The sequence below is a fragment of the Paenibacillus cellulositrophicus genome, assembly GCF_009363095.1.
Classification (GTDB): Bacteria; Bacillota; Bacilli; order Paenibacillales; family Paenibacillaceae; genus Paenibacillus_AQ; species Paenibacillus_AQ favisporus.
Genome location: NZ_CP045296.1, coordinates 678,312 through 703,913, shown reverse-complemented (window position 1 = coordinate 703,913; position 25,602 = coordinate 678,312). Strand labels below are relative to the sequence as shown.

The 25,602-nt window shown below is 52.1% G+C and carries 19 protein-coding genes and 1 pseudogene; 4 read left to right on the top strand and 16 right to left on the bottom strand.

Translation table 11 applies throughout. The features are described from left to right. Window positions 1–104 precede the first annotated feature (104 nt). The 6 genes from GCU45_RS32845 to GCU45_RS32820 form a co-directional block, all read right to left on the bottom strand. A complete protein-coding gene (locus GCU45_RS32845) occupies window positions 105–3,881 on the bottom strand; it encodes an Ig-like domain-containing protein (protein WP_152404367.1) in 3,777 nt (1,258 codons plus the stop codon). Window positions 3,882–4,017: 136 nt separating this feature from the next. Next, the gene (locus tag GCU45_RS32840; RefSeq protein WP_152404365.1) at window positions 4,018–5,526 is read right to left on the bottom strand and encodes an ABC transporter substrate-binding protein; all 1,509 of its coding nucleotides are present in this window, start codon (window positions 5,524–5,526) and stop codon (window positions 4,018–4,020) included. Window positions 5,527–5,565: 39 nt separating this feature from the next. Then, window positions 5,566–6,450, bottom strand: coding sequence for a carbohydrate ABC transporter permease (locus GCU45_RS32835; protein WP_089547239.1), 885 nt, complete (start codon window positions 6,448–6,450; stop codon window positions 5,566–5,568). A gap of 15 nt (window positions 6,451–6,465) precedes the next feature. Then, the gene (locus GCU45_RS32830) at window positions 6,466–7,500 is read right to left on the bottom strand and encodes an ABC transporter permease (RefSeq protein ID WP_152404363.1); all 1,035 of its coding nucleotides are present in this window, start codon (window positions 7,498–7,500) and stop codon (window positions 6,466–6,468) included. Window positions 7,501–7,722: 222 nt separating this feature from the next. Next, window positions 7,723–10,032 carry a helix-turn-helix domain-containing protein gene (locus GCU45_RS32825; RefSeq protein ID WP_152404361.1) on the bottom strand — a complete coding sequence of 770 codons (2,310 nt, stop codon included), beginning with the start codon at window positions 10,030–10,032 and terminating at the stop codon, window positions 7,723–7,725. Window positions 10,033–10,094: 62 nt separating this feature from the next. Continuing rightward, window positions 10,095–10,856, bottom strand: a complete 762-nt coding sequence (locus GCU45_RS32820) for an SGNH/GDSL hydrolase family protein (RefSeq protein WP_167527312.1) — start codon at window positions 10,854–10,856, stop codon at window positions 10,095–10,097. A 133-nt stretch (window positions 10,857–10,989) separates the two neighbouring features. Between GCU45_RS32820 and GCU45_RS32815 the strand changes: the two genes are divergently transcribed. Further along, the gene (locus GCU45_RS32815; RefSeq protein WP_167527311.1) at window positions 10,990–11,856 is read left to right on the top strand and encodes a helix-turn-helix domain-containing protein; all 867 of its coding nucleotides are present in this window, start codon (window positions 10,990–10,992) and stop codon (window positions 11,854–11,856) included. A gap of 84 nt (window positions 11,857–11,940) precedes the next feature. Here the strand turns inward: GCU45_RS32815 and GCU45_RS32810 are convergent, their stop codons facing one another. The 5 genes and pseudogenes from GCU45_RS32810 to GCU45_RS32790 form a co-directional block, all read right to left on the bottom strand. Next, window positions 11,941–12,324, bottom strand: coding sequence for a YkvA family protein (locus GCU45_RS32810; RefSeq protein WP_152404355.1), 384 nt, complete (start codon window positions 12,322–12,324; stop codon window positions 11,941–11,943). A gap of 245 nt (window positions 12,325–12,569) precedes the next feature. Next, complete coding sequence (locus GCU45_RS32805) at window positions 12,570–13,682, bottom strand: kanamycin nucleotidyltransferase C-terminal domain-containing protein (protein WP_152404353.1); 1,113 nt, start codon at window positions 13,680–13,682, stop codon at window positions 12,570–12,572. A gap of 101 nt (window positions 13,683–13,783) precedes the next feature. Further along, window positions 13,784–13,918 (bottom strand): annotated as a pseudogene (locus GCU45_RS32800) (VOC family protein); the annotation flags it as partial. Between the two features lie 114 nt (window positions 13,919–14,032). Then, a complete protein-coding gene (locus GCU45_RS32795; protein ID WP_152404350.1) occupies window positions 14,033–15,265 on the bottom strand; it encodes an RICIN domain-containing protein in 1,233 nt (410 codons plus the stop codon). Between the two features lie 253 nt (window positions 15,266–15,518). Then, the gene (locus GCU45_RS32790; RefSeq protein WP_152404348.1) at window positions 15,519–15,794 is read right to left on the bottom strand and encodes a hypothetical protein; all 276 of its coding nucleotides are present in this window, start codon (window positions 15,792–15,794) and stop codon (window positions 15,519–15,521) included. Between the two features lie 163 nt (window positions 15,795–15,957). On the opposite strand from GCU45_RS32790, the gene GCU45_RS32785 reads away from it, so the two are divergent. After that, window positions 15,958–17,394, top strand: coding sequence for a MocR-like pyridoxine biosynthesis transcription factor PdxR (locus GCU45_RS32785; protein WP_152404346.1), 1,437 nt, complete (start codon window positions 15,958–15,960; stop codon window positions 17,392–17,394). A gap of 48 nt (window positions 17,395–17,442) precedes the next feature. On the opposite strand, the gene GCU45_RS32780 is transcribed toward GCU45_RS32785, so the two are convergent. Further along, window positions 17,443–18,402 (bottom strand): VanW family protein, encoded by a 960-nt coding sequence (locus GCU45_RS32780; RefSeq protein WP_425281312.1) that lies wholly within the window; start codon window positions 18,400–18,402, stop codon window positions 17,443–17,445. A 151-nt stretch (window positions 18,403–18,553) separates the two neighbouring features. On the opposite strand from GCU45_RS32780, the gene GCU45_RS32775 reads away from it, so the two are divergent. Continuing rightward, window positions 18,554–19,000 carry a MarR family winged helix-turn-helix transcriptional regulator gene (locus GCU45_RS32775; RefSeq protein ID WP_152404344.1) on the top strand — a complete coding sequence of 149 codons (447 nt, stop codon included), beginning with the start codon at window positions 18,554–18,556 and terminating at the stop codon, window positions 18,998–19,000. A 66-nt stretch (window positions 19,001–19,066) separates the two neighbouring features. Beyond that, window positions 19,067–20,293, top strand: a complete 1,227-nt coding sequence (locus GCU45_RS32770) for an epoxide hydrolase family protein (protein WP_152404342.1) — start codon at window positions 19,067–19,069, stop codon at window positions 20,291–20,293. 61 nt (window positions 20,294–20,354) lie between these two features. Here the strand turns inward: GCU45_RS32770 and GCU45_RS32765 are convergent, their stop codons facing one another. The 4 genes from GCU45_RS32765 to GCU45_RS32750 all read right to left on the bottom strand — a co-directional run bounded on the left by GCU45_RS32765 (window position 20,355) and on the right by GCU45_RS32750 (window position 25,589). Continuing rightward, entirely contained in the window at window positions 20,355–21,032 is a 678-nt protein-coding gene (locus GCU45_RS32765) for a formylglycine-generating enzyme family protein (protein ID WP_152404731.1), read from the bottom strand. A gap of 103 nt (window positions 21,033–21,135) precedes the next feature. Next, complete coding sequence (locus tag GCU45_RS32760) at window positions 21,136–22,587, bottom strand: sensor histidine kinase (protein ID WP_152404341.1); 1,452 nt, start codon at window positions 22,585–22,587, stop codon at window positions 21,136–21,138. After that, window positions 22,584–23,297 (bottom strand): response regulator transcription factor, encoded by a 714-nt coding sequence (locus GCU45_RS32755; RefSeq protein WP_089547226.1) that lies wholly within the window; start codon window positions 23,295–23,297, stop codon window positions 22,584–22,586. Before GCU45_RS32755 ends, GCU45_RS32760 begins: the two co-directional genes overlap by 4 nt. Before the next feature lie 93 nt (window positions 23,298–23,390). After that, window positions 23,391–25,589 (bottom strand): M1 family metallopeptidase, encoded by a 2,199-nt coding sequence (locus GCU45_RS32750; protein WP_152404339.1) that lies wholly within the window; start codon window positions 25,587–25,589, stop codon window positions 23,391–23,393. Window positions 25,590–25,602 lie beyond the last annotated feature (13 nt).

The following is a 25,602-nucleotide window of genomic DNA, read 5'->3' as shown; positions in this document are numbered from 1 at the left end:
TTGAGGTGGTTTTTGGTTTTGCCATGCACCGGACCTGGAATTGTAAAAGCGCCCCCTCCATGCAGGGAGAGAGCGCCGAAGAAACCCTTAAACACCAGTAAGCTTTAAGGCACTACCGAGAAACGAATGTCGTCGAACAGCATGTAATCGAATCCGCTCACATAGAAACCGACTTTGCCGGAAGGTTTATGTCCCGGATCGGTGCCGGACAGTTTCAACTCCCCGTTCACATAGAGCTGGATGTCGCCGTCTTTGACGACCGCCTTGACGTCATATTCCGTATCCGGCTGCAGGTCTTGCGCGGGCAGCGTCTCTTCCTTGATCTTCTGCCAGGCGGTGTCGTACAGCATCCATGCCGACGTGCCGTCGGCTCTTGTTTTGTAGCCGATTCGCGTCGATGCAGTGGCGTCCTGGCGGTCAAAAATGTACAGCACGCCGTCATTTGGCATAACCGCAGGCGTTTTCAGCTTGAATTCAAGCTGGTAGGACAAGAAGTTTCGGTCGAGCAGGCCGGTGGCGCCGTTTAAGATTTTATAGCGGCGGTTCCCGTCCGGATCGGCTGCAATGCTGCGATTGGGATCGACAGGCCAGCCGTTTCCTCCGGTTTCAAAATCGGTCTCATGCATGACGTTCGAGACGTTGACCGCGATGTCCGCCTTGATCAGCGGGTTTACCTTGGATACGGCCGTGATGACCGTTTCGCCTTCGTACACGGCGCTCACGACACCCATGTCGTTCACTTCGGCCACCGCAGGATTCGCGGATTGCCAGGTCACAGCCGTATCCGGCGTATCCGCGGGATCAAATGTCAGCTGGAGCTGCTTGCTCTCTCCGGCAGCCAGCCGAATCTGGTTATCCGCCGGGATCATGCCAGCCAGATCGGTAGTCAGCGCCTTGAACTGGATGTCATCGAACATCATGTCGCTGACGTTGTTAACGTAGAACCCGACTTGACCCTCTGCGTTATGGCCCGGATCGGTGCCTTTCAGCCGGAACCCGCCGTTCACGTACACACTGATGTCGCCGTCCTTGACGAGCATTCTGAAGGCATATTCCGTGCCCGGCTTCAAATCATGCTCAGGCATCTTGACTTCCTTCAGCACGGACCACGCTGAGTTATACAGCAGCCATGACGATGTTCCGTCCGCCCGGGTTTTATATCCGATACGGCTAGAACCGCTACCCGCCTGGCGGTCGAAAATATACAGCGTGGCGTTTTCGCCGATGGTCGCTGGCGTCTTCAGCTTGAAGGTCAGCTCATAATCGGAGAACTTTTTGCTGCTCAGCGCGGATGCGCCGTTAAGTAACTTGTACCAGCGGTTTTCATCCACTTTAACGATGCTCCGGTTAGCATCCACCGGCCATCCATTTGCACCGGATTCGAAATCGGTGTAGTCCATAATGCCGTCGCCGGCTTCAACAGTTACTTTCACTGATGCTGTCAGCTGCGGAATTTCCACAGATGCTACAGTGATCTCGGTTTGGCCGACAGACTGTCCGGTAATAATGCCGGCGTTATCGACCGTGGCGATTTCCGGATCGGCGGATGTGAAAGACAGTGCCGGATGATCTGCGTTCCACGGCAGAACCGCGGTTTGCAGTTTGACCGTTTTCCAGCGGTCAACCGTCACATCGTCGTTGTACACGGCAACCCCCTGGACAGGATGACTGTCCTGACCTGTGCTGGTGCCGGCTCTGCCGTTAATGCCGATTTCTCCAAACGGGATGTTGGGAAAGCCGGGTATGGCGCTGAATACAGCCGCATCCTGCCGCAGGGACAAATCTCCGTTCGCCAGATCCACAAAGCCCGGATCCTCCGTCGTAACGAAGTTATTGGCATACTGAACCAGCCCGAATTTGTCATACGCTCCGTTGGCATTGGTCGTCGTGCTGCGTGGAATGGTCGGGTTGTAGATGACATTGCCCTGGAACGTGTTCGTATCGGGATAATAACGGTTTTCTGTAAAGAAGGTGGCCAGCTCTGGATATTTGGTCAAATAAGGCGTGCCTACAAAATCGTTGTTGGCGGCGAACAGCGCCTGCCATTTTGGCATGTAGTTTTTCGGGATTTGATTGTCCGGCTGATCCCCAAGGTAGATGTCCGCGTAATCATACGGAACTTTACTGTCTACGAAAATATTGTTCCGGGACAAAATATGTGCGCCGCCGTTGTTCTTGATCGCCGAGTTGCCCATTTTGTAGAAAATGTTTTCGTCGATCTGAAGCCCCATAGTGAAGTTGTCGGGATAGACGCCCTCCACGCCGGCCTTGCTTTCCCCAATATTGTGAAAATAATTTCTGCGGATGACGGTACCCCGCTGCTGCGGTGTTTCGCCCGCGTTCATGTATATAGCCCCGAGATCCGAGAAGGTTTTGCACACATCGTAAATGTTGTTGTACTCTACGACATGGTCGTTGCCGAAGATCAGCACGCCGGGATGAGGCGCGTCATGCAGCTCGTTATGCGCCATACGGTTGCCGACCCCGGAGAGAAGAACGCCCGGATTGTAAGCTTTATGGTAATAAGCAAAATCATGAATGTGCGAATTTTCAACGACATTGTTTCCCGGCTGCAGGGTCGTTTTGTCGCCGCCCGTCAGCGTGACCGCGGTCCCGCCGATATGGTGGATATGCGTGCTAACGATGGCATGATCCGTTCCCGGCACGCCCTGAAAATCATTGTAGTAGAACCGGCTTTGCGTATTGACCAGCACGCCGCTGTTCGTGAAGTTGCGGATTTCGCTGTTCAGAATACGCACGTGGCTGCCGCCCATAATAACCGCTGCCGAGTCGCGTCCATCTTCCATGACCAGCTCGGAAAAGTCGATGTACGAAGCGTTCAGCGCATTGATCATCGGCGTTTTCAGCATCGTAACCTCGATCGTCGGATTCGCCGCTGTAAATTCGGCGTTCGGAAAAAAGTACAGCTTTCCCGCCTGGCGGTCGATGTAATATTCGCCCGGCATATCGATTTCTTCCAGCAGGTTTTGCGCAAAATGAAAATCCGGATACCAGTTTTTGAGCAGGCCGCTCATCTCTCCGTAGCGGAGGGTGATGGTTTTGGCGGCTGTGTCAATGGAGGCGATTTTGTTGTAGGACCATTCCCAGCTGTAGCCGAATATACCGTCCAGCCAAATATCGTCCGCCTGGGTCCAGTACTGAGGCCGGTCATACGAATAGGAAAAGGTTCCTCCGCGCGTATGTACCTCCCCGTTCGGATCTTTCCGCGTCGGACCTGGATCGATGATTTCATCCATCTGTACCGTCCCTTGGTTCGGCCATCTCGCCAAGGTCATTCCCTGCCCGTTGATGTACAGCTCCATCGGCGGAACTTTGCTCAGATCGTTGGCAAGATAGTAGCCGTGGCGGCTTTGCTCGCCGTAATCGGTAATCCCCTGGCCTGCCAAGTCGGCCACCAGCACTTTTTGTCTCGCCTCGGGACTGATGATCCGGTTAAGAATCGCTTGATCGGTGACCGGTGTAAAGGCGGATCTTTCAATGCGTTTCGATCCGGACAAGATCACCTTTTCGCCTGGATAAGCCGTATACTTAATCGGCTTCCCGGCTTCGCCGGAGTCCTGCTCGTTCAAATCAAAGCTGCCTGATCGTTCGTACCGCCCTTCACGCAGATACACCGTCACGCCGCCGGCGGGCAGGCCATCTTTCGCTTTCAGCTTCCGGATGGCATCCCTTGCCTTCTCCAGCGTTTTAAACGGGTGGTTCTTGGATCCATTATTTGTGTCGCTGCCATTGGTGGCTACATATAGCGATTTTCCCGTTGGTTTGGCGACGGCTTCATCCGCTGCAGCTGGCGGCGGAGACGGGGTGAACGTGATCAGCACGATGGCCGCGAGAACCGCGAGCAACCGTTTTTTTGCCATGGCTTCTCTTTCCTTTCAGCATGGATTAGGGCCGGCTCCGGTCCCGTTGTATGCTTCCATTGAAGCCGCCCATGACAGCAGGTTTCTCCCCGTTATCCGTGCGCCGCTTGCGCTTCTCTGCTTTTCAATATTCTTCTTACTTTTTCAACCCCTTGTCTTTCAGGAATTGTTCAAACTGCTTCTTCACCTCCTCCACATACTTATCCTCGCCCGCTTCCTTTAGCTTGCCGTAGAGCACCGGCCAAGTTTCGTCAAAATCAAGCGTCCCGGTCACAAGTCCGCGTTTGTATTCGCCCCATACCGCGTTCAGGTTGGCGATCTCGGTGCTGACGGGCTCCGAATTGAATTTGAACGCCCCGACCGGATTGATTTCGGCTGTTTCGTTGATCTTCTTCGTTTCCTCCCAGACGTTCTCCGGCTGGCCTTCCTTCAGATAAGAATTGAATACGCTGCCGAACACCCAGTCCATATTCGGTTTATATCGGGAATCCGGGAGTGCGCTAATGTATTCGCCGGACTGCTTCTCGTAATGAACGCCTTCCAGGCCGTTGCAGAGCAGATTGTACAGCTCCTTGTCGGTGTTCACGAGATTCAGCAGCATCATTGCCCGGTCCGGATTCGGCGAAGTGCGGCTGATCGATTGGTTGGTGGTCGCCGAATAACCGTTGGAGAACCAGTTGCTGAGCGGGATGATGACCACGTCGTGTCCGCCGTTTCTCGCTTTGACTTCAGCTTCGACGCCCGGTTTCAGGACGATATGGTAATCCACCGCGATCTTGCCTTTGAAGTCACCCGATTTCACGGTCGCCGCATCCTTGTAAATGTAACCTTCCTTGTACCATTTGCTGGCCAGGCGGAAATTGTTCAGCTCTTCTTCCGGATAACGTTGAAGCGTATAGGTCGGGTCATCCTTCTTGATGTAGAAGTGGTCATCAAGCCCCGGTACGATCCAATATTTGTCGTCATGCACCTGTGGATTGATGAAATCGGTGCCGAAAATACCGAACGGGATCATATCCGGTTCGTTGTCCTTGATCTGCTTCAGGAACGGTTCAATATCCTCAATCTTTTTAATCTTCGTGGTGTCCAGTTTATACTTGTCGGCAAGCTCCTTCAGCACGATAAATCCATAGCGGGAACCGTTGATCTGCTGGTTGGGGATGCCGTAAATCTTGTCGTCGACGGACAGGCCGTCCCACATCACCTGCGGCACATCGGATTTCAGCTCCGGCGCGTATTGATTCAGTAGATCGTCAAGCGGCTGTATGGCTCCTTTACGTACCAGCTCCTCCGGCTTCAGCATGTAGCCGGTCCAGAGAATGTCGAACTTCTCGCCTGCTGCAAGCACGGTGTTCATTTTTTGCACGTAGTCGCCGATAGAGACCGGCATCAGCTTGACGGTAGCGTTGATTTTTTCTTTGACGATTTTGTTGACTTCGTCCTGCACCTTCTGCTGATCGGGCTGGAGCTGGGACAGCGGATAATACCAGGTCAGCTCGACGGGTTTCAATCCGCTCTCGTTCTTCACATCCGTTGATCCGGCCGATTCTCCGCCGCCGTCCGCGCTTTTTCCACCGCCGCATCCGGCAAGGACGGTCGCTGCCAGCAGGATAAACGCCAGCACGCCAAACCACTTTTTCTTCATCTGTGTGACCTCCTGTTTTTATAATCGCTTGCGTGTATGTTAACCCTTGAGGGAGCCAACCGTAAGCCCTTTCACGAAAAACCGCTGGAAGAACGGGAAGATGATCAGCATCGGTCCGCCGGCAAGCACGGCGATCGCCATCCGGGCGGAATTGTTCGGGAAGCTCGCCAGGTCGATGCCCAGCTGCGTCGCAAACTCGGTATTCGTCGTGAGAAACTCAATGCTGTTCAGCGTCCGGACCAGCAGCAGCTGCAGCGGCACCTTACCCGGATCGTCGATGTACAGCATCGCGTTAAACCAGTCGTTCCAATAGGAGAACGAAATCAGCAGGCCCAGCGTAGCCAATGCCGGCGTGGACAAAGGGAGAATGATGCGGAAGAAAATTCGGAATTCCCTCGCCCCATCCATTTTCGCCGATTCGATGATCTCAAGCGGTATCTTAGACATGAATCCTTTCATGACCATGATGTTGAACGGCGACAGCAGCACCGGCAAAATGAGTGCGAGCAGGCTGTCTTTGAGGTGCAGGTACTGGGTCATTAGAATATAGGAAGGAACGAGTCCCCCGCTGAACAGCATCGTGAAAAATACGTAAAAGGTCGTCATCCGGTTGTAGCGGTAATCCGGCCGGGAAATGACGTAAGCGGTCATCGCGGTCAGCAGCAGGCCGACGAGCGATCCGATCACCGTGACGGTGATCGTAACCCCGTATGCCTGGATCATCACGTCCGGGGCATCCAGCAGATAGCGGTACGCCTCCAGACTGAACGATTTGGGGATGAATTGATAGCCGTCCCGGGACAATGCCTTCTCATCCGTTAGCGATACGGCGATGACGAGCAGAAACGGCAGCACGACCAAGACGGACAGGATGATAAACAGCAGGTTGATCAATACTTTCGACAGCTCCAATGTTTTTGTCACCTTTACGTCACCTCCTTACCATAAAGAATGGTCGGGATTGATTTTGCGCACAATGCCGTTAGCCAGCAGAACCAGTACGAAGCCGACAACCGATTGGTAAAAGCCCGTTGCCGCCGACATGCTCACGTTCCCGATTTCCCGCAGCGCGCGGTACACGTAAGTATCGATAATATCGGTGGATCCATACAGGAAACCTGAGTTGTTCGGAATGAAGTAGTGCAGACCGAAATCGCCGCGGAACATGTTGCCGATGGACAAAATCAGCAGAATGATGACCAGCGGCGACAGCAGCGGAATGGTAATCTTGCGGGCCATCTGCCATTTGGTCGCCCCGTCGATCCGCGCCGCTTCGTAATATTCTCCGTTGATCCCCAAAATTCCCGCGAAATAGATGAGCGTATTGAAACCGACGGCCTTCCATAAATGAACCAGAATGAGAATGACCGGCCACGGCGCCGCGTTCTGATACCAGCTGACCGGATCCATCCCAAACGCTTGCAGCGTCCGGTTGATCAACCCGTCCGCATGGTTCAAAAAAGCATACGCGACGTAACCGACCAGGACCCAGGACAGGAAATGCGGCAGGAACAAGGCAGTCTGATAGAACTTGCTCCATTTCTGTTTGATTTCGTTCATCAGGATCGCAAGCAGCAGTGCAGCCACGGTGGTCACCAAGATGTAGGCGGCATTGTACAGCACCGTGTTGCGCGTAATCCGCCAAGCCGTATCCGTAGAAAACAAATACCGGAAATTATCGAGTCCCACCCATTTGCTGCCGAAGATGCCCAGATCGTACCGATAATTTTTGAAGGCGATGATGAGCCCCACCATCGGAATATAGGCGAATATCAGCTTATACAATATTCCCGGCAATGAGAGCAGGAACAGCTCCCGGTTGTTACGGAAATGGCGCAGCTCCCTCCGGATGACAGATGTTTGCTTGCGCTGCTTTGGCGGCACGTCCGGCGAGGGTAGCAATCCGGTTTGTCCGGGTTCTGGCGCCACCCGTCTGTTTTCTGCGTCACCCGCCAGAGAAACCTTATTCAACATATCGTAAGCCCCTTTCCTCCTTTGCGCTCTGCCTGGTGTCAGGCTTTGCACGTCTAACGATAACGTAAAACCCTTACTGCTGCGTACTGTACAATTGCAGGATCACTGTACTTGCGGGCTGTATAGATGCCGGATTCCTGTATTTACAGGCCTGCAGCCCGCTCTTGAGCACGCAAAAGACCCGCCAGGGAAATGGTACTCCCGTGCGGGTCTTCATCAGGTTCATATGCTTCTCTCTATGGCTGATTTCAGGCGGTACTCCTTGGGTGTGGTTCCGTATCGGCGTTTGAACAAGCGGTAAAAATAGCTTTCGTTGCCGAAGCCGACCTTTTCCATAATTTCCACAACGGTCAGCTCCTGCTGCTCCAAATACGTTCGGGCACGGGCCAGGCGGGTGGCATTAATCTGATCGACGACCGTCGTTCCTTCCTGTGCCTTGAACACCTGCCCGATGTAGACCGAGCTCATCTTCAGCATGTCGGCGATCCGCTGCACGTTGAGATCCGGATCGGCAAAATGCTTGTCGATTATTTCTTTCACGGTATCGGCAAGCAGCCTGTTTTTGTCTTCACGCCCGTTCCGCCGCTGTTCGAATACCTCGCGGACGACCTCGAGCAGCACCGTTTCGATTTCATCCAACGTTTCTTTCTCGAGAATGCGCCGGTTGATGGCCTGAACGTTGACCGATACCGGGTTCAAATTATGATGGTTCATCTCTCCCAGCGTATTGCTGAGCGTCACTGCCAGATGCAGCAGCGCAGAGTACATATTCTCGAAGCTGAATCCGCCGATCAGCTCTCTCCAGCTCCGGATCGCCTGCTCCGTCTCTTCCAGATCGCCGCTCTTTAATCCTTCCGTCAGGCGCCGCTCCAAATCCTGCGGAATGCGGAACGTATCGTTTGCCTCGCAGCTTCGGACCCGTTCCGGCTCTAGCACCGCACCTTTGCCAAAAACCATGCGGTAATTGGCGTGGCGGACAGCCAGGTTATAATGCGCCGTGATTTCGCGGTAGTCTTCAAACGGGTCGCTGAGCGTTACCGTGAAGGTTACCCGATAATATTGAAGTATGGTGTGCTGAAGCTCCCGAAAGCGGTCGGCAAGCATGGCTAGATCCCTGGATTCGCCGCCGACGATAAAGACGAGATGCCCGCTTTTCATATCTGCGGCTTCGCAGGATCCATGTTTGTGTAGCAGTTCCTGGCCAATATTGGCTATGGCGAAATACAGCAGCGATTCTGCTTGCGATCCCTGGCCGCGGGCAAGGCTCTGTATGTCGTCAATTTGGACCAGAGCCAGCCGGAGCCGCGATGGATAGGCGATATCGAGTCCGTACTGATCTCTGATTCGCCGAAACTCCAGTTCGTGTACGCCTTCGCTGAGACCGATCAGGCTGCGCAGGTGATAGACCTTGGCGATGTTCCACTGGGATGCCCTCTCCTGCTCGAGCCCTTTCAGCTTTCCGATCATTTCCGTAACATTGGCGGCAATGACCGACAGCTCATCCTTCGCAGGGGGAGCATCGCGCCGCTGCGGCGGAACGAGCGTCAGGAGCTGCCCAACCGGTTTATACAGCCGAAGCGAAAAAAACACCGAAAGCAGCACAGCCAGGACTGCAACGGACAGCGTCACGGCCATCTCGGTCCATTTCATCTGCCGGACGCTGCCGAGCACGTCGTTATAATTTTGGAGGCTGACGATTTGCCAGTTGTTCAGTCCTTTGCTCAAATACGTCACCTTGTATTTATGCGAACCGTGCTTATAGATAAAAGAGTCAAGCGTACTCCCGGTAAATTGGATTCGCGGAAGCAAATCCTTTTTGACGCTCAGCCCCTCCGGCAGCGACCGGTCGTTGGAGATCAGCATGCGCCCGTCACTGTCAGTCACGAACAGCATGTCGTTCTCCCGCTCCGCGACACGATTAAGCGCTTTCACGTTATCCAGCATCCATCCCGGCTTGACGGTCAAAATCAGGACATTATCATTTACGGAACCTAAGGACGGTCCGTCATAAATGAAGAAGGCGAACACATCGATCCCTTCATTTCCGCCGTCCAGATCCATCGGAATCAACTGGAGCTTCGGCAGGTCGCTTCGGGACGACATATAATCCCCGAGCCTTTGATACAGCAGCCTGTTGTCCATATCATGGTTGAGCGATGAGAAAAACCGGTGCTGCGCCCCGTTGTAAAAGACAGCAGCGTGGAGATACGGAGACGCCGCTACGGTCTGATTCAGCCGCTCGATCTTCAGAATGCTCTGCTTGTAATCCGCTCCGGATTTGAGTGCGATCAGCTCTTCGTCGTTGTACATGGATACCGCCAGATCCTTGACGATGCCGTTCATGTTTTCGATGTTATAGTTGATTTGGGTCAGCAGCTTGCGGTCGGCTTCGTTCTGAAGGCTGAGCACTTTGTCGCGTGCGAAGGCGTTCATAAATAGGGAGGCCACCGCCAGTGTGGCGACTACGAGCATAAAGCTGAGCAAGATCCGCTGTAAATATTTCCGCGTTCGCAGCATTTGCAGCAAGTTCATCGTACCTCTCTCCCTCCCAATTGTTGGAGTGACCTAACTATAATCCGGTTGATTTTTAGGTGTCAATCCGTTTCTTCAGCAAGCGATCTCGAAATCGCATCCACATCGGGAATAACACCGGGTGCCGCGCCGAACAATTCTTTGAGAAGCGTACGCGCCATAACCCAGTGCCCGGCACGGTTTGGATGAATACCGTCCCCCGAACGATAAGCAGGATCCAGTGCCCTTTGTTCCTTTAGATGGTCCAGCAGCGGTCTGCGTAAGTCAATGATCTGGTCGGCCACATCACCCGCAGACAGAAGCCATGCGGAATATTGTTCGAGGACGCGGTCATACTCCCGGAATGGTGTGAGATAACTGAAATCCGGCGCGCATTCGGGCAGAAGTTCGGCGTTCATGGAGGGTGGGTCAAACGGCGGCGGCGTCATGAGCACCACCTTTGCTCCTGCCTCTCGGCTGCGTTCGGCTAGACGATACATCCCCTCTTTAAAGGCAGCAAAACGATCCTCGGAGTAAGGATGGTAAACACCGTCGTTCATCCCGTAACAGGCGGCCACGATCCCGGGCGATACCGTATCCAACGCGTTTCGGAGCCGATCGTGCACGCAAGGGCGCGGAAACGGGTGTGCCGCCTCACTGAGACCCGATACAGTTTCGCTGGGCACACCGCATGGAACCAGCTTCATCTCCATCGTCGGCCGGTGCTGACGGAGCCAAGCTTCGGTATACCGGATATAATGACCGCTGGCCGTAATGCTGTCCCCCAGAAAAAGAATAACCGGATTCGCGGGTTGATTCGTCCCTTCATTCCACCATAAATCCATAGGTACCTCCCCATTGACATTCTCTAAGCCGATGACATATCGATCTGCCATGCGTCGGCCCGTAATCTTAATGGTATCGCGGGACCACGCTCTTCGCCTTGACGATGCCGACATTGTTTAGCATAATATGGACATGATAACCAGACTGTTTGCCACGGACATCGGGCTCGAGCCGGGATTTACGTTCCGCATCCAGAAATGTCCGCTAACGCACGAATATTTTGTACATAGCCACGATTTTTCCGAACTCGTCGTCATTTTGCAGGGCAGCGCCGTTCATATCATTGAAGGGAGGGAATACCCCGTTACAGCCGGCCAGGTATTCTTGATTCACAGCGGCGTATCCCACGGCTACAAAAACGTCGACGGGATTGAATACATCAACGTCATGTTCCAGCCCGAGCAGCTTCTGCAGCTGTCCGAGCTTAGGCTGCTTCCGGGCTTTCAAGCGCTCTTCTACATCGAACCGTTTTACCGCAAGGAAATGAATTTCAAGGGCATGCTTACGCTGGACGAAGCGCAATTGCAGGAAGCGACAAAGCTGCTTGACCTGATTTTAACCGAGTATGAGCTGCAGCCGCAGGGCTATCGTCTGATGATTCGCTCTTACTTTACCGCTCTGGTAGGCCTGCTCTCCCGTTACTATCAAATCGGCAGCGGAGCTGATGATAACAAGGCGCTGCGGATCGGTGAAGCCGTCACTTACATTGAAGAGCATTTTCTCCAGCCGATCACCCTGCAAGCGATGGCCGACAAAGCCTACCTGTCCACCCGCCAGTTTCAGCGCGTCTTTACGAGCAACTATCACACAACACCGATGGATTACGTCATACGCAAGCGTCTGGACTATTCCTGCACGCTGCTTCGCCATCCAAACCTGTCCATTTCCCAGGTGGCGCTCGAAAGCGGCTTTCGGGACCAGAACTATTACGCCCGCCAGTTCCGCAAGGTGTACAACTGTACACCATCCGAGTATCGTGAGAAGCTGCAGGATTCATAAACACGGGGGAACGGCCATGGTTTAAGCAGCCGATTGGGCGGGCAATCCGAATCCTGCCGAAATGCCCTGCGGTGAATCAGCGGGTTATTTCAAACGGTTGTACAGGTAAGTCAATACCGCTGCCAGTACAGCAGCCCATAATAAAATAATCATGACACCTGCAGCCCAATTCACCGGTTTCCCTTGGTTCATGCGAGCATCCGCTTTCTTTTTGGCATCCTCAATGACCTCACCAGGCATCATTTTTATAGCAGCCAACACTCCCAGCGGAATCAAAACCAAATCGTCCGCATAGCCAATGACGGGTATGAAGTCCGGTATTAAATCTATGGGGCTGAATGCATAGGCAACGACGCACATGGAAAACAGCTTTGCATACCATGGCGAACGTTTGTCCCGATAGGCGTAATAGAGTACAAATACCTGCCTTTTTAATTGTTTAGCCCAAGCTTTCAGCTGTTCCATCATGTCTTCCATTCTCCCCTTGGCTTGTTATGACTCATTGTATGATCTTCATATTAACTTGCTGCAAGACTTGCCTTATGTATTCTTCGCCGCCTTAAACTGACAAACCTCCCTACACTTATTTACGAATCGACACCATGAGAAGGAGACTCTCAGCAGCAGCAGCTGTCCTCTATGCTATCATCATTTCCAGTCATACGAATTGGAATCACAGCGGGATATGGACATGATGCATCCAGCCTTGGCGATCAACGCAGCGTCAGCAGGAAATCGCTGAATTCTTCGGCGTTCCGAAACCGGTTGATTTGTACTCCGCGGCTCTGAAGATGCTGCTCCAGCTGCGAATCAAGCTGTTCAACCGCCTCTTTCAGGGGGCTGAAATCCCCCTGATTCAGTAATCCGATTAAATCTGGAAAGCCAAGTTCCATATACAAGGTTAACTCTTCCTCCCCGGCGCACAAAGGCGACGGCCAATACCCTTTCTCGGAGAAATAGAGAAAACGGGACACTTCTTTCTGCACGCCGACCGCCCAGAAATAGGCTGTATGGTAGTCGCTTGATTCACAAGCGCTCACCACCTTATCCATAATCCCTTTCACTTCTTCATAGAAGCCCTTCATCCGGCCAGGATAATCTGGACCGCTGACGTCTTTCTCTTTCTGCTGCAAAATGAGACGAAGCGTATCCTTGGTCAATCGTTCGCAGGCTTCCCGGATTTGAAATCCCGAACAGGAGGACAGAATCGTCTCCATCGTCTGCTCCAATGTGTCCGGTTTTATAGGGAAGTTTCGAATTTGCTCCCCGTTTTTGCCCCAGCCTTTGGTGTAGTATGTATGATTAATTAATGAAAGGCTCTCAAGGTTTAAGATCAGGATCTCTTGGGCTTCATAGCGAAAAGAAACCAGATCATCCATAGAGCTCAATTTGCTTAAGTTGTAAAGGTGTATATAAGCTTCCTTCAGCCTCGATTCGGCTTTATGGAGCCATTCCAAGCGTGCCCGGGCTTGGTCAGCAATTTTGCTGCGAAGCCGGAGAAACCGCTCACGATCTTCTTCGGAACGTACATACAGAAGCTTGCAGTCCGCGATGATCGATACATTCAGTTCTTCGAAAGCGGCGATTCTCTCCGCACGTTCCCAGCTGATCGGCCAAAAATCAAAGCTGATCCCGTTCACTACAAACTGCAAACTATGACGGAAACCTTCCGCGTTCGCCGGTATAAAGAAAAAATCGAGATCGGAACGCTCCGTCGCCGTTCCTTGAGCGCGTGATCCATAATAACCGATCAGAGAGACGTCGTCCGGATAATTCGTTGATATGTGCTGGACCATAAGCTCAGCTACCTCAAATGGATTGAACATCTGAAATCCTCCTTTGTTCAGGGATTGCGTGTCATACTCCCTTCTTGCGAAAAGAGCGACGGATCGTTACCATCGCCCCTTCTTCCGCCCGTGAGCGGCCGTTATTTTTTTTCCATGACCGCAAAGTAATTCGCTTCATTATCTGCAAAGTTATACACCCTGCCGGTAGGAAGCTCAACGATTTCACCGACCGTGATCTGTTTATCGGTAAAATCGCGATACAACGCATCCAAATTATAGCACGCCCATCCACCGAAATTTCTCATCGATTGCCAAGACTTTAGCATGTGTTCCGCTTCAGTCGCATATACACAAACAAGCAGCCCATATGTGGACTGCTTGTTTGTGCCTTAGTTGATTTTGGTCAAAGCCCATTTCTGGGCGTCCGTTCCGTTATCCGTCCACTGCTGGACGGCCGCGCCATCCGCCGTGGATGAACCGGACACGTCAACGACGAGTCCGTTTACTTTGGAAACCAGCTTATAATACCCTCCGCCTACGTCGACAATGCTCCACCGCTGCGCGTTTGTCCCGTTATCATCCCACTGCTGCAGCTGGACACCGGCTGCCGTTGACGAATTCGGCACGTCCAATACTTTCCCGCTGTGCACGGCAGTAAGCTTGTAATAACCGTCACCCGTGCTTTCGATCCGGAATTGCTGGTTGGTGGCGGTATAATTCGTCCACTGCTGGATTTTGGCTCCGCTGGCCATGGACACGTCAACGACATCCATTACTTTTCCGCTCGCCTTGGAGGCCAAAGTATAAACTCCGTTGCTGATTGCGCTGGACTGGCCATTGTCCTGATATACACGGACGTAGTCCACGAGCATTTGAGCAGGAAACGGCGTCGAATCGTTCGGAGCCCCCGGCCAGTTGCCGCCGACCGCCAAGTTCAAGAGCAGGAAGAACGGCCGCTGAAATTCCTCGGTATTTCCGGTGCCATTCTCAATATAAAATTCATTGAACTGCTGTCCGTCAACGAACCAGCGGATATACTTCGAATCCCATTCGACGCTGTACACATGGTATTGGGAAAAATCGAGGTTGCCCGACACTCTTCCGTATTCCGCATGCCCTCCCGCATCCCAGTGAACGGTGCCGTTAACATAAGGGTTGTTATTAACCCTCTCCATGATGTCCATTTCCCCGCTGTACGGCCATCCCACCGTGCTGATGTTGCTGCCCAGCATCCAGAACGCCGGCCACAGCCCTTGTCCGGAAGGCAGCTTGATCCTAGCCTCTATTTTGCCATAGGTAAAGGATTTCAGGTTTTGCGTTTTGATACGTGCCGAAGTGTAGTTCATTCCGCCGTATGATTCTTTTCTTGCCGTAATCACCAGATTTCCTCCGGTAACCTGCAAGTTCTGCGACCGGTCCGTATAGTATTGAAGCTCGTTGTTTCCCCATCCGCCGCTGCCCGTGCCGATCTCCGGAGTCCAATTGGAACGGTTCAGCGCGGTTCCGTCAAATTCATCGCTCCACACCAGCTTCCAGTTCGGAGCCGCACTCACCTGTTTGACAGGAAATAAAGCAATCAAAAGACTGACCATGATGATTCCGTATAATCCTTTTTTCAGCATCTTGTTCCCTCCTCATCAAATTGGGAAAACGTCACAGACACTATAAGGAAAATCAGACCTGCATCATTAAAGAGCCCGCCTTTGGGACGTTGATCACCTCGCTTTATACTTGGTATGGGACAGCGGCAGGGAAATCTAGAAGTCTCAATCTACTAAAGCAAGCGCTTACATTGCTAGTATATCCGGTTTGGATAACATTAACAACCTTTATTTATATTTATTTACAATTAATTCATCATTTACCTCTGGTTTTTCACTTGATCAAAATCACAATCATTATAGCTGCCGCAACGATGCTAATTACGTAGAAGCCTAGAAGCCTAAACCATTTTTTGCCCGTATCCTGGAAGTATTGTGGATTTTGTTCTTTATTGCTTTGAGATTGTCCAATTCTCATCGTTGCGAAGAGTCCCCATATTAATACGATCACAGCAAAAACCATCAGCCAGACCATGCTGTTCACCCGCCCGTCAAGTAGATTTGTTGCAGTTTCATTATAATCACCATCGGACGTGAACACACCAGCCATTGCAATCGTTCCCTGACCATCCATTTCACTAAATGAAACGGGCCGTGTTCATGAAAACGCAAAACTTTCGGTGAGAAAAAGACAGAAATCGTTAAGCGAATAAGTTATATTGGAAAGGATGATAAAAATGTGTCGTAATTGTTGTTCGAGGAAGTGAAAACGTATGTGGGGTCTTGACCGGGAAAGTAAAAAACCATTATATCAGCAAATCGCCGACCACATCGAGCGGCGAATTTCGTTTGGGGAATTTCCGCCCGGCAGCCTGCTGCCTTCAGAAAGGAAATTGGCTGAGCAGATCGGCGTAAACCGGAGCACGGTCGTACAAGCTTTTGCGGAACTCCGCTCGCTCGGGATCATCGAAAGCCGTTCCGGCAGCGGAACTCGGGTGAGCCAGTTTAAGTGGGGTGCTTCACCGAAACATACACCAAACTGGAACAGGTATGCCGAAGGCGGGAGCTTTCTTCCCAACCTTCCGTTTCTCCGGAGAATTCGGGAAGCTCTGAGCCAGGATCCCTCCCTGGTCGATTTTGCAAGTGGAGAACTTGCGGCCGATCTGGCCCCGACAAGCGAAATCAGCGAAATCATGAGCAGACATCAGTACGCATCGTATTTGGGATACGACAACCCGCAGGGATATATCCCGCTCCGGCAAGCTCTGGTTCGATATTTGGCCGAATACCGCGGGGTTCAGGCGACGGAATCGTCCATCCTGATTACATCCGGGTCTCAGCAGTCCTTATTTTTAATTACGCAATGCCTGCTGTCCCCTGGCGACGCCGTTGCTATAGAGGACCCATCCTATTATTATTCGCTGCCGATGTTCCAGTCGGCGGGACTGCGGATCTTCCGGCTCCCCGTAGATCAGGACGGCATGAGGCCGGAAGAAATTCGTGGACTGCACAAAAAACACCGCATCAAGATGATATTTACGAATCCGAATTTTCAAAATCCAACAGGTACGCTGCTTGCCGAAGACAGGCGCCACAAGCTCCTTCAAACCGCAAGCGAGCTCGGACTGCCGATCATCGAAGACGATCCTTACAGCCTAACCGATTACGAAGGCTTACCACGCATGCCTTTAAAATCAATAGATACGTCCGGGTCTGTCATTTACATCGGATCCTTCTCCAAAATCGCCGCCTCGGGACTGCGGATCGGATGGATGGTTGCCCCGAATTCCGTCGTGCAGAGATTGGCGGATGCCAGGCAGCAGATGGATTTTGGACTTAGCGTCATTCCCCAGCAAGTGGCGGCGCAGTTTTTGGAATCGGACTTTTTTGAACCTCATCTCGGCCGCCTGCGGACAAATCTGATGTATAAGCGCGATCTTCTGATCGAAGCGCTGCGTAAGGAACTGCCGGGGGAGATTCAATTCCATATTCCGAAAGGCGGTCATCATTTGTGGTGCAAGCTGTCCGAGCCAGTCAATGACGCAAAGCTGCTGGAAGCAGCGATCCGGAACGGCGTCGTATTCGTGCCTGGCAGCGTGTACGGTTCGAATGCCGGATTCGTCCGGTTTACGTTCGCGCGTGCAAAGACGGAATGCATTGGACAAGGCATCGCCGGATTTGCCCGTGCGCTGCACAGTTTAAGGAATTAACTTGTTTCCGTTTGGACTATGAAAGCTGATTCAAGACAAGCCTGTGGTCTAATTTTTCTTCTGATGGCCGGGGTTTTGGCTTGCGGTGATGTCGCGCACCTCTTCCGGCAGATGATGAGATATGCTGGGGACCTTTTTCGGGAAGTATTCGATCACATCAGATGAGAAAATGGACACAGCCATGCTGCCGCCGCCTGCAAACGCGCGAAGAAGGACCGGCTGGTTGTACGCGTTGTCAAAAACAAAATCCGGTCCGCCCCAGCTTACAGTTGCATCTCTGCCCGATGGCACATAGGGAACGTGACGGCTGTGGGAATATCGCTGAACGATCTTCAGCCCGGCGCGATCGGCGGCATTAAACAAGGTGGAGGATACCTGACAGATGCCGCCTCCTACGCCTTCAGATAATTCGCCCCGCACAATGACGGCGGCCCGGCGGTATCCTCTGCCGGTCGTTCGTATGCCGACCACCCGGTTAAACGAGAACCGTTCACCAGGAAAGATGACCGTACCGTCAATCGCTTCGGCCGCCAGAGCAATATTATGCGAGCGGTCTCGGTTGCCGGCGTTGTAGTAAGTAATATAATAACCGATTTGCTTCGAACGCAAAGACGCGAGCAGTTCCGTATCGACCTTCGGATATACCGGGTACGTCGGAACCTCAATCACGGCCGGCCCGCTCGTTTCGTACAGATACGTATAATACTTCATTAAAAAAGCTCTGCGGTCGAGCTTGTACCCGTTCTTCCCCTCGACAATGCGCCCCCCGGCGTCAAAACTGGCGTTTTGTGCTTCCTTATAGGTTTTCCGGTCCAATTCGTTGACCCATGCATTATATTGTTCCTTGTCCAGTAAAGGAAACACCCCCAAGCTGTGCGCGTCTCGATTGAGCACGGAGATGGTTTTTCCTTCATGGGTGACCGTAAGCTTGTCCTGTGCCTGTTCTTGATCTGCGGCCGGATTATGCAGCAGCATGAACAGGAGGCATGCCGCGGATGTCCATCTCAAGCCTCATCACTCGTTTCATCATGGTGTTTGGAGCAGATCCTGCTTTCATCCTGCTATTATGATGCGATTCCACAAAAATCATTCACCTCCAATTCTCATCCATTCCCAATTTATATTAGACATTTATATAAGTTTCTAATATATTATAGACATGAAACCTAAACATCTATCCAAAGAATTGGATGTCGCCGATTTTGTTCGAGTGATTGAAAATCTGACCCGGATTAATATTCGACTGCCGTCCATTGAAAAGCTCAGCTTCACCGCCCTGTCGGTCCTGCACACGCTAACCCACAACAGTCCGATGCGCCTGACAGAACTGACTGCCACGGAGCAGGTAACCCAGTCGGCGATCACGCAAATTGTAACCAAGCTGGAGAGGGACGGGCTCGTGGAACGAAGATCCGATCCAAATGACGGCCGCGTTGTTCTCGTGCATATTACCCCCCAGGGAGCAAACGTGATCGATTCCCGGCGCCTGGAACGGATCCGTCGGATTGCCGGTTTTGCGGAACATCTCACGACGGAAGAAAGACAGGCGATAGCTGATGCCATCCCGGCATTGAGGCGCCTGGTCGAAATTGCTGGCGACGCTTAGCGGATTTTTCTCGCTTGAAATGTTCACCTTTTCGTCGGCTCCAAATCACGTCAGAGGAGGATCACTATGTCCCATGCCGAATTTCCATTTAAAGCAAGTCCCATCCATGTTTCCGAAGAGGTACTGAACGATCTGAACCGTCGTCTTACCTCCGTCAGATGGCCCCTGGATGCAGGTAACGAAGACGGTTACTACGGCGTACGCCGCGATGAACTGAAAGCGCTCGTCGATTACTGGATTCACGAATTCGACTGGCGTAAATCCGAGAAGGCGATCAACGCCTATGAGCATTATCAAGTCAAAGTCAACGGTGTGCCTGTCCATTTTATGCGCAAGCCCGGAGTGGGGCCAAACCCGGTTCCCCTCATTTTGTCCCATGGCTGGCCATGGACGTTCTGGCATTGGTCCAAAGTGGTGGATCCGCTCGCTGACCCGGGAGCGCATGGAGGTGATCCCTCCGATGCTTTTGATGTCATCGTCCCTTCGCTGCCGGGCTTCGGCTTCTCTGCTCCGCTTCCCGACCATCCGGACATGAACTTCTGGAAGATGGCCGATCTGTGGCACACCCTCATGACGGACATGCTCGGATACGAGAAGTATGCTGCTGCCGGATGCGATGTCGGCGCGCTGATCACCGGTCAGCTCGGGCATAAATACGGAGCCGAGCTGTATGGTATTCATATCGGTTCGGCTCTCAAATTGGACTTCTTTAACGGGGAACGCGCCTGGGATTATGCCGGCGGACGTCCGATTCCGGATGACCTGCCTGAGGAGATCCGGAATCAATTGTTGGAGCTGGACCGCCGGTTTGCTTCGCATCTTGCCGTGCACGTTCTGGATCCCGGCACGCTTGCTTACGGGCTCAGCGATTCACCTGTCGGCATGCTGGCCTGGATTCTTGAACGCTGGATCAAGTGGAGCGACAACAAAGGCAGTATTGAACAGGTGTTCTCCAAGGATGACCTCCTGACGCACGCCACGATTTTCTGGGTCAATAACGCCATCGAAACGTCTATGCGCGTCTATGCCAATAACAACCGGTATCCATGGGAGCCCTCCCATTCACGCCATCCTGTTATCGAAGCGCCGACCGGCATCACTTTCGTGGGATACGAAAATCCGCCCGGCGTGACGACCGATCAACGCGTGGAGCATTTTCTCAAGACCGACCGCGCAGCGTGGTATAACCACGTCAATATTACTGCCCACGAAGAAGGAGGCCACTTTATACCGTGGGAAGTGCCGGAGCTGTGGGTTCAAGATTTACGCCGGACCTTTCACGGCCGCCGGTAACGGAAGAAGGACCACCCTTTCCGGGTGGTCCTTCTCTTATGATTCGAATAGAACAGGCAGCTTATCCGAATGACCGATGCCTATCTCCATCATTGGAGAATATTGAGCGGGCCAGGCGAAATCCGAGATCGTCGATCTGAAACGTCGGGTGGCTGCGCCGGCGGCACGTCGCTCCGCAGCCTCTTGCTTCTTCCGCCCAGCTGCCTCCCCGGAATATGCGGTAGGATCCGTATACCTCTTCGTCATACAGATCCCAGCACCATTCCCATACATTTCCCAGCATGTCGTACAGCCCCCACGCATTCGGCAGTTTGCCTCCGACTTCATGCGTCATGCCATCGGAATTCTCCTGGAACCAGGCGACTTCTTCTAATTCGCCGTATCGGTAGCCTTGAGAGCCTGCTTTACATGCATGCTGCCATTCGGCCTCTGTAGGCAGACGATAGCCGTCCGCTTCCCGATTCCAGACGACACGCTCCTCATCGGCAATCTCATAACAAGGCTCCAGTCCCGCTTGCCGGGACAGCGTATTACAAAATGAGACTGCTTCGAACCATGATACCCCTGTGACTGGTGCTTTCGAACGTCCGTGCGTGCGGGTTTTATGCTGCAACACGGCGTCGTAGAATGCATTCGTTACCGGGACGGGTGCCATGAAAAAGGCATCCAGCTTGACATTCCATGATCTTTTAACCCTGTCATCCCTAAGCGCAACGTCTCCACCTGGAATACGCATCATCGGATATTCGCCAAGACTCGTCATCCATTCGGCCAAATTCAAACTTTACCTCCCATGAATCTTGACTCTTTATCATCCATCAAATGATATAGGAATCTTTATCTTATAGGATCTCATCGGATTTGTGAACTTCTGGAAGCGGATGAAGCCTGATTTCGATCCTCGTTCCTTGATGGAGCTCGCTGGTGACGCGGATCTCCCCTCCATGTGCTTCCACGATATCATGTGCGATGGCCATCCCCAGTCCTGAACCTTTATGCTTCTCGCCCGTATGGGTTCCGCGGTAATAGCGGTCAAAAATCCGGTCCAGTTCCTCTTTGCGGATGCCTTTCCCATGATCCTCTATGATCATCGTCACCGAATCCGCCGTTTTCTCTACCCCAACCTCAATGACCGTATCCTCTGCGTTATGAACCATCGCGTTGTATATTAAATTGCTGACGGCCCTGCGAATGAGGAGGTCGTCCACTTTTACCTGAATGGTCTCTTCGTTGTAGCCGAAATCGATGTTCCTGCCGCTGTATCGGGGATCATTCAGCACGTCGATAATTACGCTGCGCACCAGGCTGACCAGATTGACGTTCTTCAGGTTAAGCGTAATATTTTTGTTTTTAAGGCGGGTGGACAAGTTCAAATCTTCAATGACGTCTTTCAAGTAGTGGGATTTCTGTTCGATGATTTCCGCGTAATCGCGCATTTCTCCGGTCGTAAACTCATAATCCTGGTCCCTCATCATTTCGGCGTATCCTTGGATCGAAGCCAGCGGTGTTTTAATGTCATGCGTGATATTCGCGATCCACTCTTCCTTCATGCGGTCCAGTTTTTTGCGTTCGGCCTCGCTGGCTTCCAGCTCCGCACTCAGCAGGTTGACATGATGGAACACGTCTTTGTAAACCCCTTGGGGCTCGTAATGAACCCCATATTTTTTGTGGGCGAGCTGCTTGATTGCATCGATCAGCCTATGAAGCGGCCGGGTCAGCCTTTTGCTGAACAGATAAGCGATGAGCAGCGCAATAAATCCATCGACCCCAATGACGGCCATGCTTCCGATTTTGAAGAAATGCACCACGGAGCGCATATCATACGTAAGGACGTTCCGCTCCAGGTAAGTATTTTGGAAACCGATTAAGTAGCTGTAGCGCTGCTGTTTGCCCTGCTTTTCCCCCACAAAAACGGTCGACATGAGCTCTTTTTCCATATACTTATAGGTCTGAACCATATCCATCGGCGTATATTTAGTCTTTGCATCCGGGGGAACGTGGTACCCGTAGACCTGCCGACCGTCCTCATCTAAAACTTGGATCCAGGCCTGATTACGGTCAAGAAGTTCCTTCCCTTCACCTGTAATGGTCATCCCCGAATCGGAGAGGATCACTTCTTTGCCGAACGACCGGGTAATCAAATCCGGATTATTCTGTTCGCTTTGAAAAGAAAAATGGGGAAAAGCAAACTGGTTCAAGTAAAGACCGGTCACAACCACGATATTCATGAAAATGACAATCACGACGATGAGAACTACAGATACCAGGTATCTTCCGGTCAGTCTCCATTTCATCGCTTCGCACCCTCCAGTGCAAGCTTATACCCCAGACCCTTCACTGTGACCAAATACTGCGGATTGGACGGGTCGTCTTCGATTTTTTCCCGGAGCCGCCGAATGTGCACCATCACGGTATTGTCATACCCGAAGGAATCTTCGCCCCAAACCTGATCATACAGGCTTTCTTTGCTGATAATTTGGTTCGGGTGCTTGAGCAAGTGGGTGAACAATCCCAGCTCTTTCGGCTTCAGCTCGATGATTTCACCGTTTTTTTTCAGTTCGATCTTTTGCTCGTCAAACACAAAGGGGCCTGCTTGCACAATATGCGCTTTGTCCACATCTTCAGAGGCAGCCTCCTGCCTCCGAAAGCGGGCTTTGATCCGGTATGCTACTTCCTTCGGACTGAACGGTTTGGTAATGTAGTCGTCGCCTCCGATGGCAAACCCGAGTATTTTATCGATTTCCTCCGTCTTGGCCGATAGGAAGAAAATCGGTACATTCGAAACGCTGCGGATTTGCTTGCAGACGTCATAGCCTTCTCCGTCCGGCAGCATAATATCCAGGATGACGACGTCAGGGCGCTGGTCCTGAAATTGCTGCCAACCCTCTTTCGCGGAAAAAGCGGCAAATACATGCTCGAAGCCTTCCTTCAGAAGAACGGTTTTCAAAAGCTTGACGATATCTTCTTCATCATCGACGATCAGCACTTTCTGACTTTGCGGCATACGATCAGTACCTCCTTTCTTCATCATTTCCACCCTGAAATCTACTATAACTCTATTTTCAAGTCCACGTCCTCATTTGAAACGCTGCCCGTCTTATTCCTGCGCGAAAAACTTAGCCAACGGATTGGCGGTTTTTCGGTCTGACGTGATTTTGCCTGACGCATTCATAACATAATATTGGTAGTAATCCGTGCTGAAGCTGAGTGCATTTAACATCTGAGCAGGAAAAACCTTCATAGCCGGTTCGCTGAGCGCCTTACCGTTCCAGAAAAAGTGCAGCAGCAGACGGTTTTGGTTGTAAGGATGCTTGACGATATAAGCGCCTGAAGCTGCTTTTTGTCCCATCAAGCTCGTCCAGTTCAGACCGATCGACTTTGCGTTTTGCATGATGCCGGGCTTCAGCGCCTGGATCAAGCCGTTCGACCCGGCGCTGCCGATGGCGATAATGTTGCTGGCGGCCAGCTCCTTCTCCATTTGCTTCTTGAGTATTTGACGCTCTGTAATGACGTCGGCATGAATTCCCATCAATTGAAGGGAACCCTGCAGCTGCTCCAGCATCGATTGCTCCTGCTTGTGTGCGCTGTCGTCGGCCCGGTCGCTCAACACGATCGTAAGAGGTTCGCCTTGAAGCGCCTTATCCACGATGCGGCTCATCGTTTCCTCCTCAAGATCGGGAATCTGCGTCAGGGACGAGTGGTAGATGCTCTTGAACTGCTCCTGCCAATACGCGGCTTCTTCCGCCTCGGACAGCCGGTATTCTGACTTTAATGTAAAATTCGGATCATGCAGCGCCCGGTCCATTTCCTGCCGTGCATCATTTCCGAGAATATCCTGAATCGTCTGCAGCAGACCGTCGATGGTCGCGTTTTTATATTCATAGCGCTTGAAGTATTTCCTCATGAATGCATCGAATTTCTCTTCGCCCACCATACGGTACAGCTGGTAAATCGCCTGACGTCCTTTTCCGTAAAAGACCGGGTTCTCTTCGTCCTGAGCTTCCGCGTTGGCTGAAGCAATCGGCTTATCTATGGACGACAAGTCATCGATTTGGATCGATTGGAATCCGCCAAGGACATCGCCTCGTTTTTCCGCAAAATATACTTTTGAGAAATCCGCAAATCCTTCATCCAAAAACGATTCTTTCTCCGAATTGTTGCCGATTAAGCCATGGAACCATTGATGGGCGATTTCATGCACGAATACGTCATTATGCGCCGGATCGCTGTTCTCCACGATTTGCCCCATTTGGATGACCCGGGAGAATTCGACAGCAACCCCCTCTACATAGGATTCCGCAATTCGGAATTCCGGATAAGGGTACTTGCCGTATTTGTCGTTAAAAAAACGGATCGCCTCGAAAGCAGCGTCGATGTACTCATCCACGAGTTTTTTCTTGTCCGGCATATTATCGAAATAATAATATTCAACGGTCAGGCCGTCGCGCGTCACGCTCTCCACCTTGTAATTCGGGCTGGCAAAAAAGACGAGCTCCCGGGTATGATCCGCCGTCGAGCTAACTATTTTCCGTCCCGGCTCCTCGGGAACTTCCTGTGAAGTGATGGTCCCTGGCATCAGGATTTGGTAAGATTCGGGTACATTCAAATGTATTTCAAAATCCGAGATGTCATAATAATCGGTTTCGAAGGTTTTGCTGTACGGTGTCTTGTCCCATTGATGCTTGCTTTCGTCATAGACCGACGCGGCCGGGAACCAATGTGCTCCGTTCACGATATCTTTGTAGTACGACAGACGCTGCATTCCGTACGGGATTTTGACGTCAAAGGCGATTTGGACCGTTACCGACTCGCCCGGTTTCAAACCCTGCTTCAGCTGTACGGTCAAAGCCTGGTTGCTGTTCGCAAACTCTGCGGATTGCCCGTTGACAGCAGTACTTCGGATGTCGATCCCGCCAAGGAAATCTTCCGCCTTCTTCTGCGGATTTTCCTTCCGGATCTCCTCATTATTGCGCTCAAACATCGATGTTTGGGTCGCTGTGGACCGGTTCGCATCGGCAAACGTGTGGAATACGATCTCCTGGAGCGTATCTTTGGACAAGTTCCGGTAGGTGACCGATTCGCTCCCCGTAATGCGCATCTTATTCTCATCCAGCCGCGCGTCGATCAGGTACTTAACCGGAGCCTGAACCTGTGCAGATTCAGTGGATAGGAGCGTTGGTATCGCCGGGGCGGCCAAGACATGGGAAGAGCCTGCGATTGGACAAGCTGCCAGCGTCAAAGCCAGCGAATACGCCAGCGCTTTTTGGGATACGGTTTTTAAAGTCGTGCGACACATCGGATTCTCTCCC

Coding starts and splice junctions, on each gene's coding strand:
- GCU45_RS32820 (WP_167527312.1), bottom strand. CDS start 10,856: ATGGATTTATGGTGGAATGAAGGGACGAATCAACCCGCGAATCCGGTT.
- GCU45_RS32825 (WP_152404361.1), bottom strand. CDS start 10,032: ATGAACTTGCTGCAAATGCTGCGAACGCGGAAATATTTACAGCGGATC.
- GCU45_RS32815 (WP_167527311.1), top strand. CDS start 10,990: ATGATAACCAGACTGTTTGCCACGGACATCGGGCTCGAGCCGGGATTT.
- GCU45_RS32805 (WP_152404353.1), bottom strand. CDS start 13,682: ATGTTCAATCCATTTGAGGTAGCTGAGCTTATGGTCCAGCACATATCA.
- GCU45_RS32845 (WP_152404367.1), bottom strand. CDS start 3,881: ATGGCAAAAAAACGGTTGCTCGCGGTTCTCGCGGCCATCGTGCTGATC.
- GCU45_RS32775 (WP_152404344.1), top strand. CDS start 18,554: ATGAAACCTAAACATCTATCCAAAGAATTGGATGTCGCCGATTTTGTT.
- GCU45_RS32770 (WP_152404342.1), top strand. CDS start 19,067: ATGTCCCATGCCGAATTTCCATTTAAAGCAAGTCCCATCCATGTTTCC.
- GCU45_RS32750 (WP_152404339.1), bottom strand. CDS start 25,589: ATGTGTCGCACGACTTTAAAAACCGTATCCCAAAAAGCGCTGGCGTAT.
- GCU45_RS32840 (WP_152404365.1), bottom strand. CDS start 5,526: ATGAAGAAAAAGTGGTTTGGCGTGCTGGCGTTTATCCTGCTGGCAGCG.
- GCU45_RS32785 (WP_152404346.1), top strand. CDS start 15,958: ATGTGGGGTCTTGACCGGGAAAGTAAAAAACCATTATATCAGCAAATC.
- GCU45_RS32795 (WP_152404350.1), bottom strand. CDS start 15,265: ATGCTGAAAAAAGGATTATACGGAATCATCATGGTCAGTCTTTTGATT.
- GCU45_RS32765 (WP_152404731.1), bottom strand. CDS start 21,032: ATGATGCGTATTCCAGGTGGAGACGTTGCGCTTAGGGATGACAGGGTT.
- GCU45_RS32790 (WP_152404348.1), bottom strand. CDS start 15,794: ATGGCTGGTGTGTTCACGTCCGATGGTGATTATAATGAAACTGCAACA.
- GCU45_RS32830 (WP_152404363.1), bottom strand. CDS start 7,500: ATGTTGAATAAGGTTTCTCTGGCGGGTGACGCAGAAAACAGACGGGTG.
- GCU45_RS32760 (WP_152404341.1), bottom strand. CDS start 22,587: ATGAAATGGAGACTGACCGGAAGATACCTGGTATCTGTAGTTCTCATC.
- GCU45_RS32755 (WP_089547226.1), bottom strand. CDS start 23,297: ATGCCGCAAAGTCAGAAAGTGCTGATCGTCGATGATGAAGAAGATATC.
- GCU45_RS32810 (WP_152404355.1), bottom strand. CDS start 12,324: ATGATGGAACAGCTGAAAGCTTGGGCTAAACAATTAAAAAGGCAGGTA.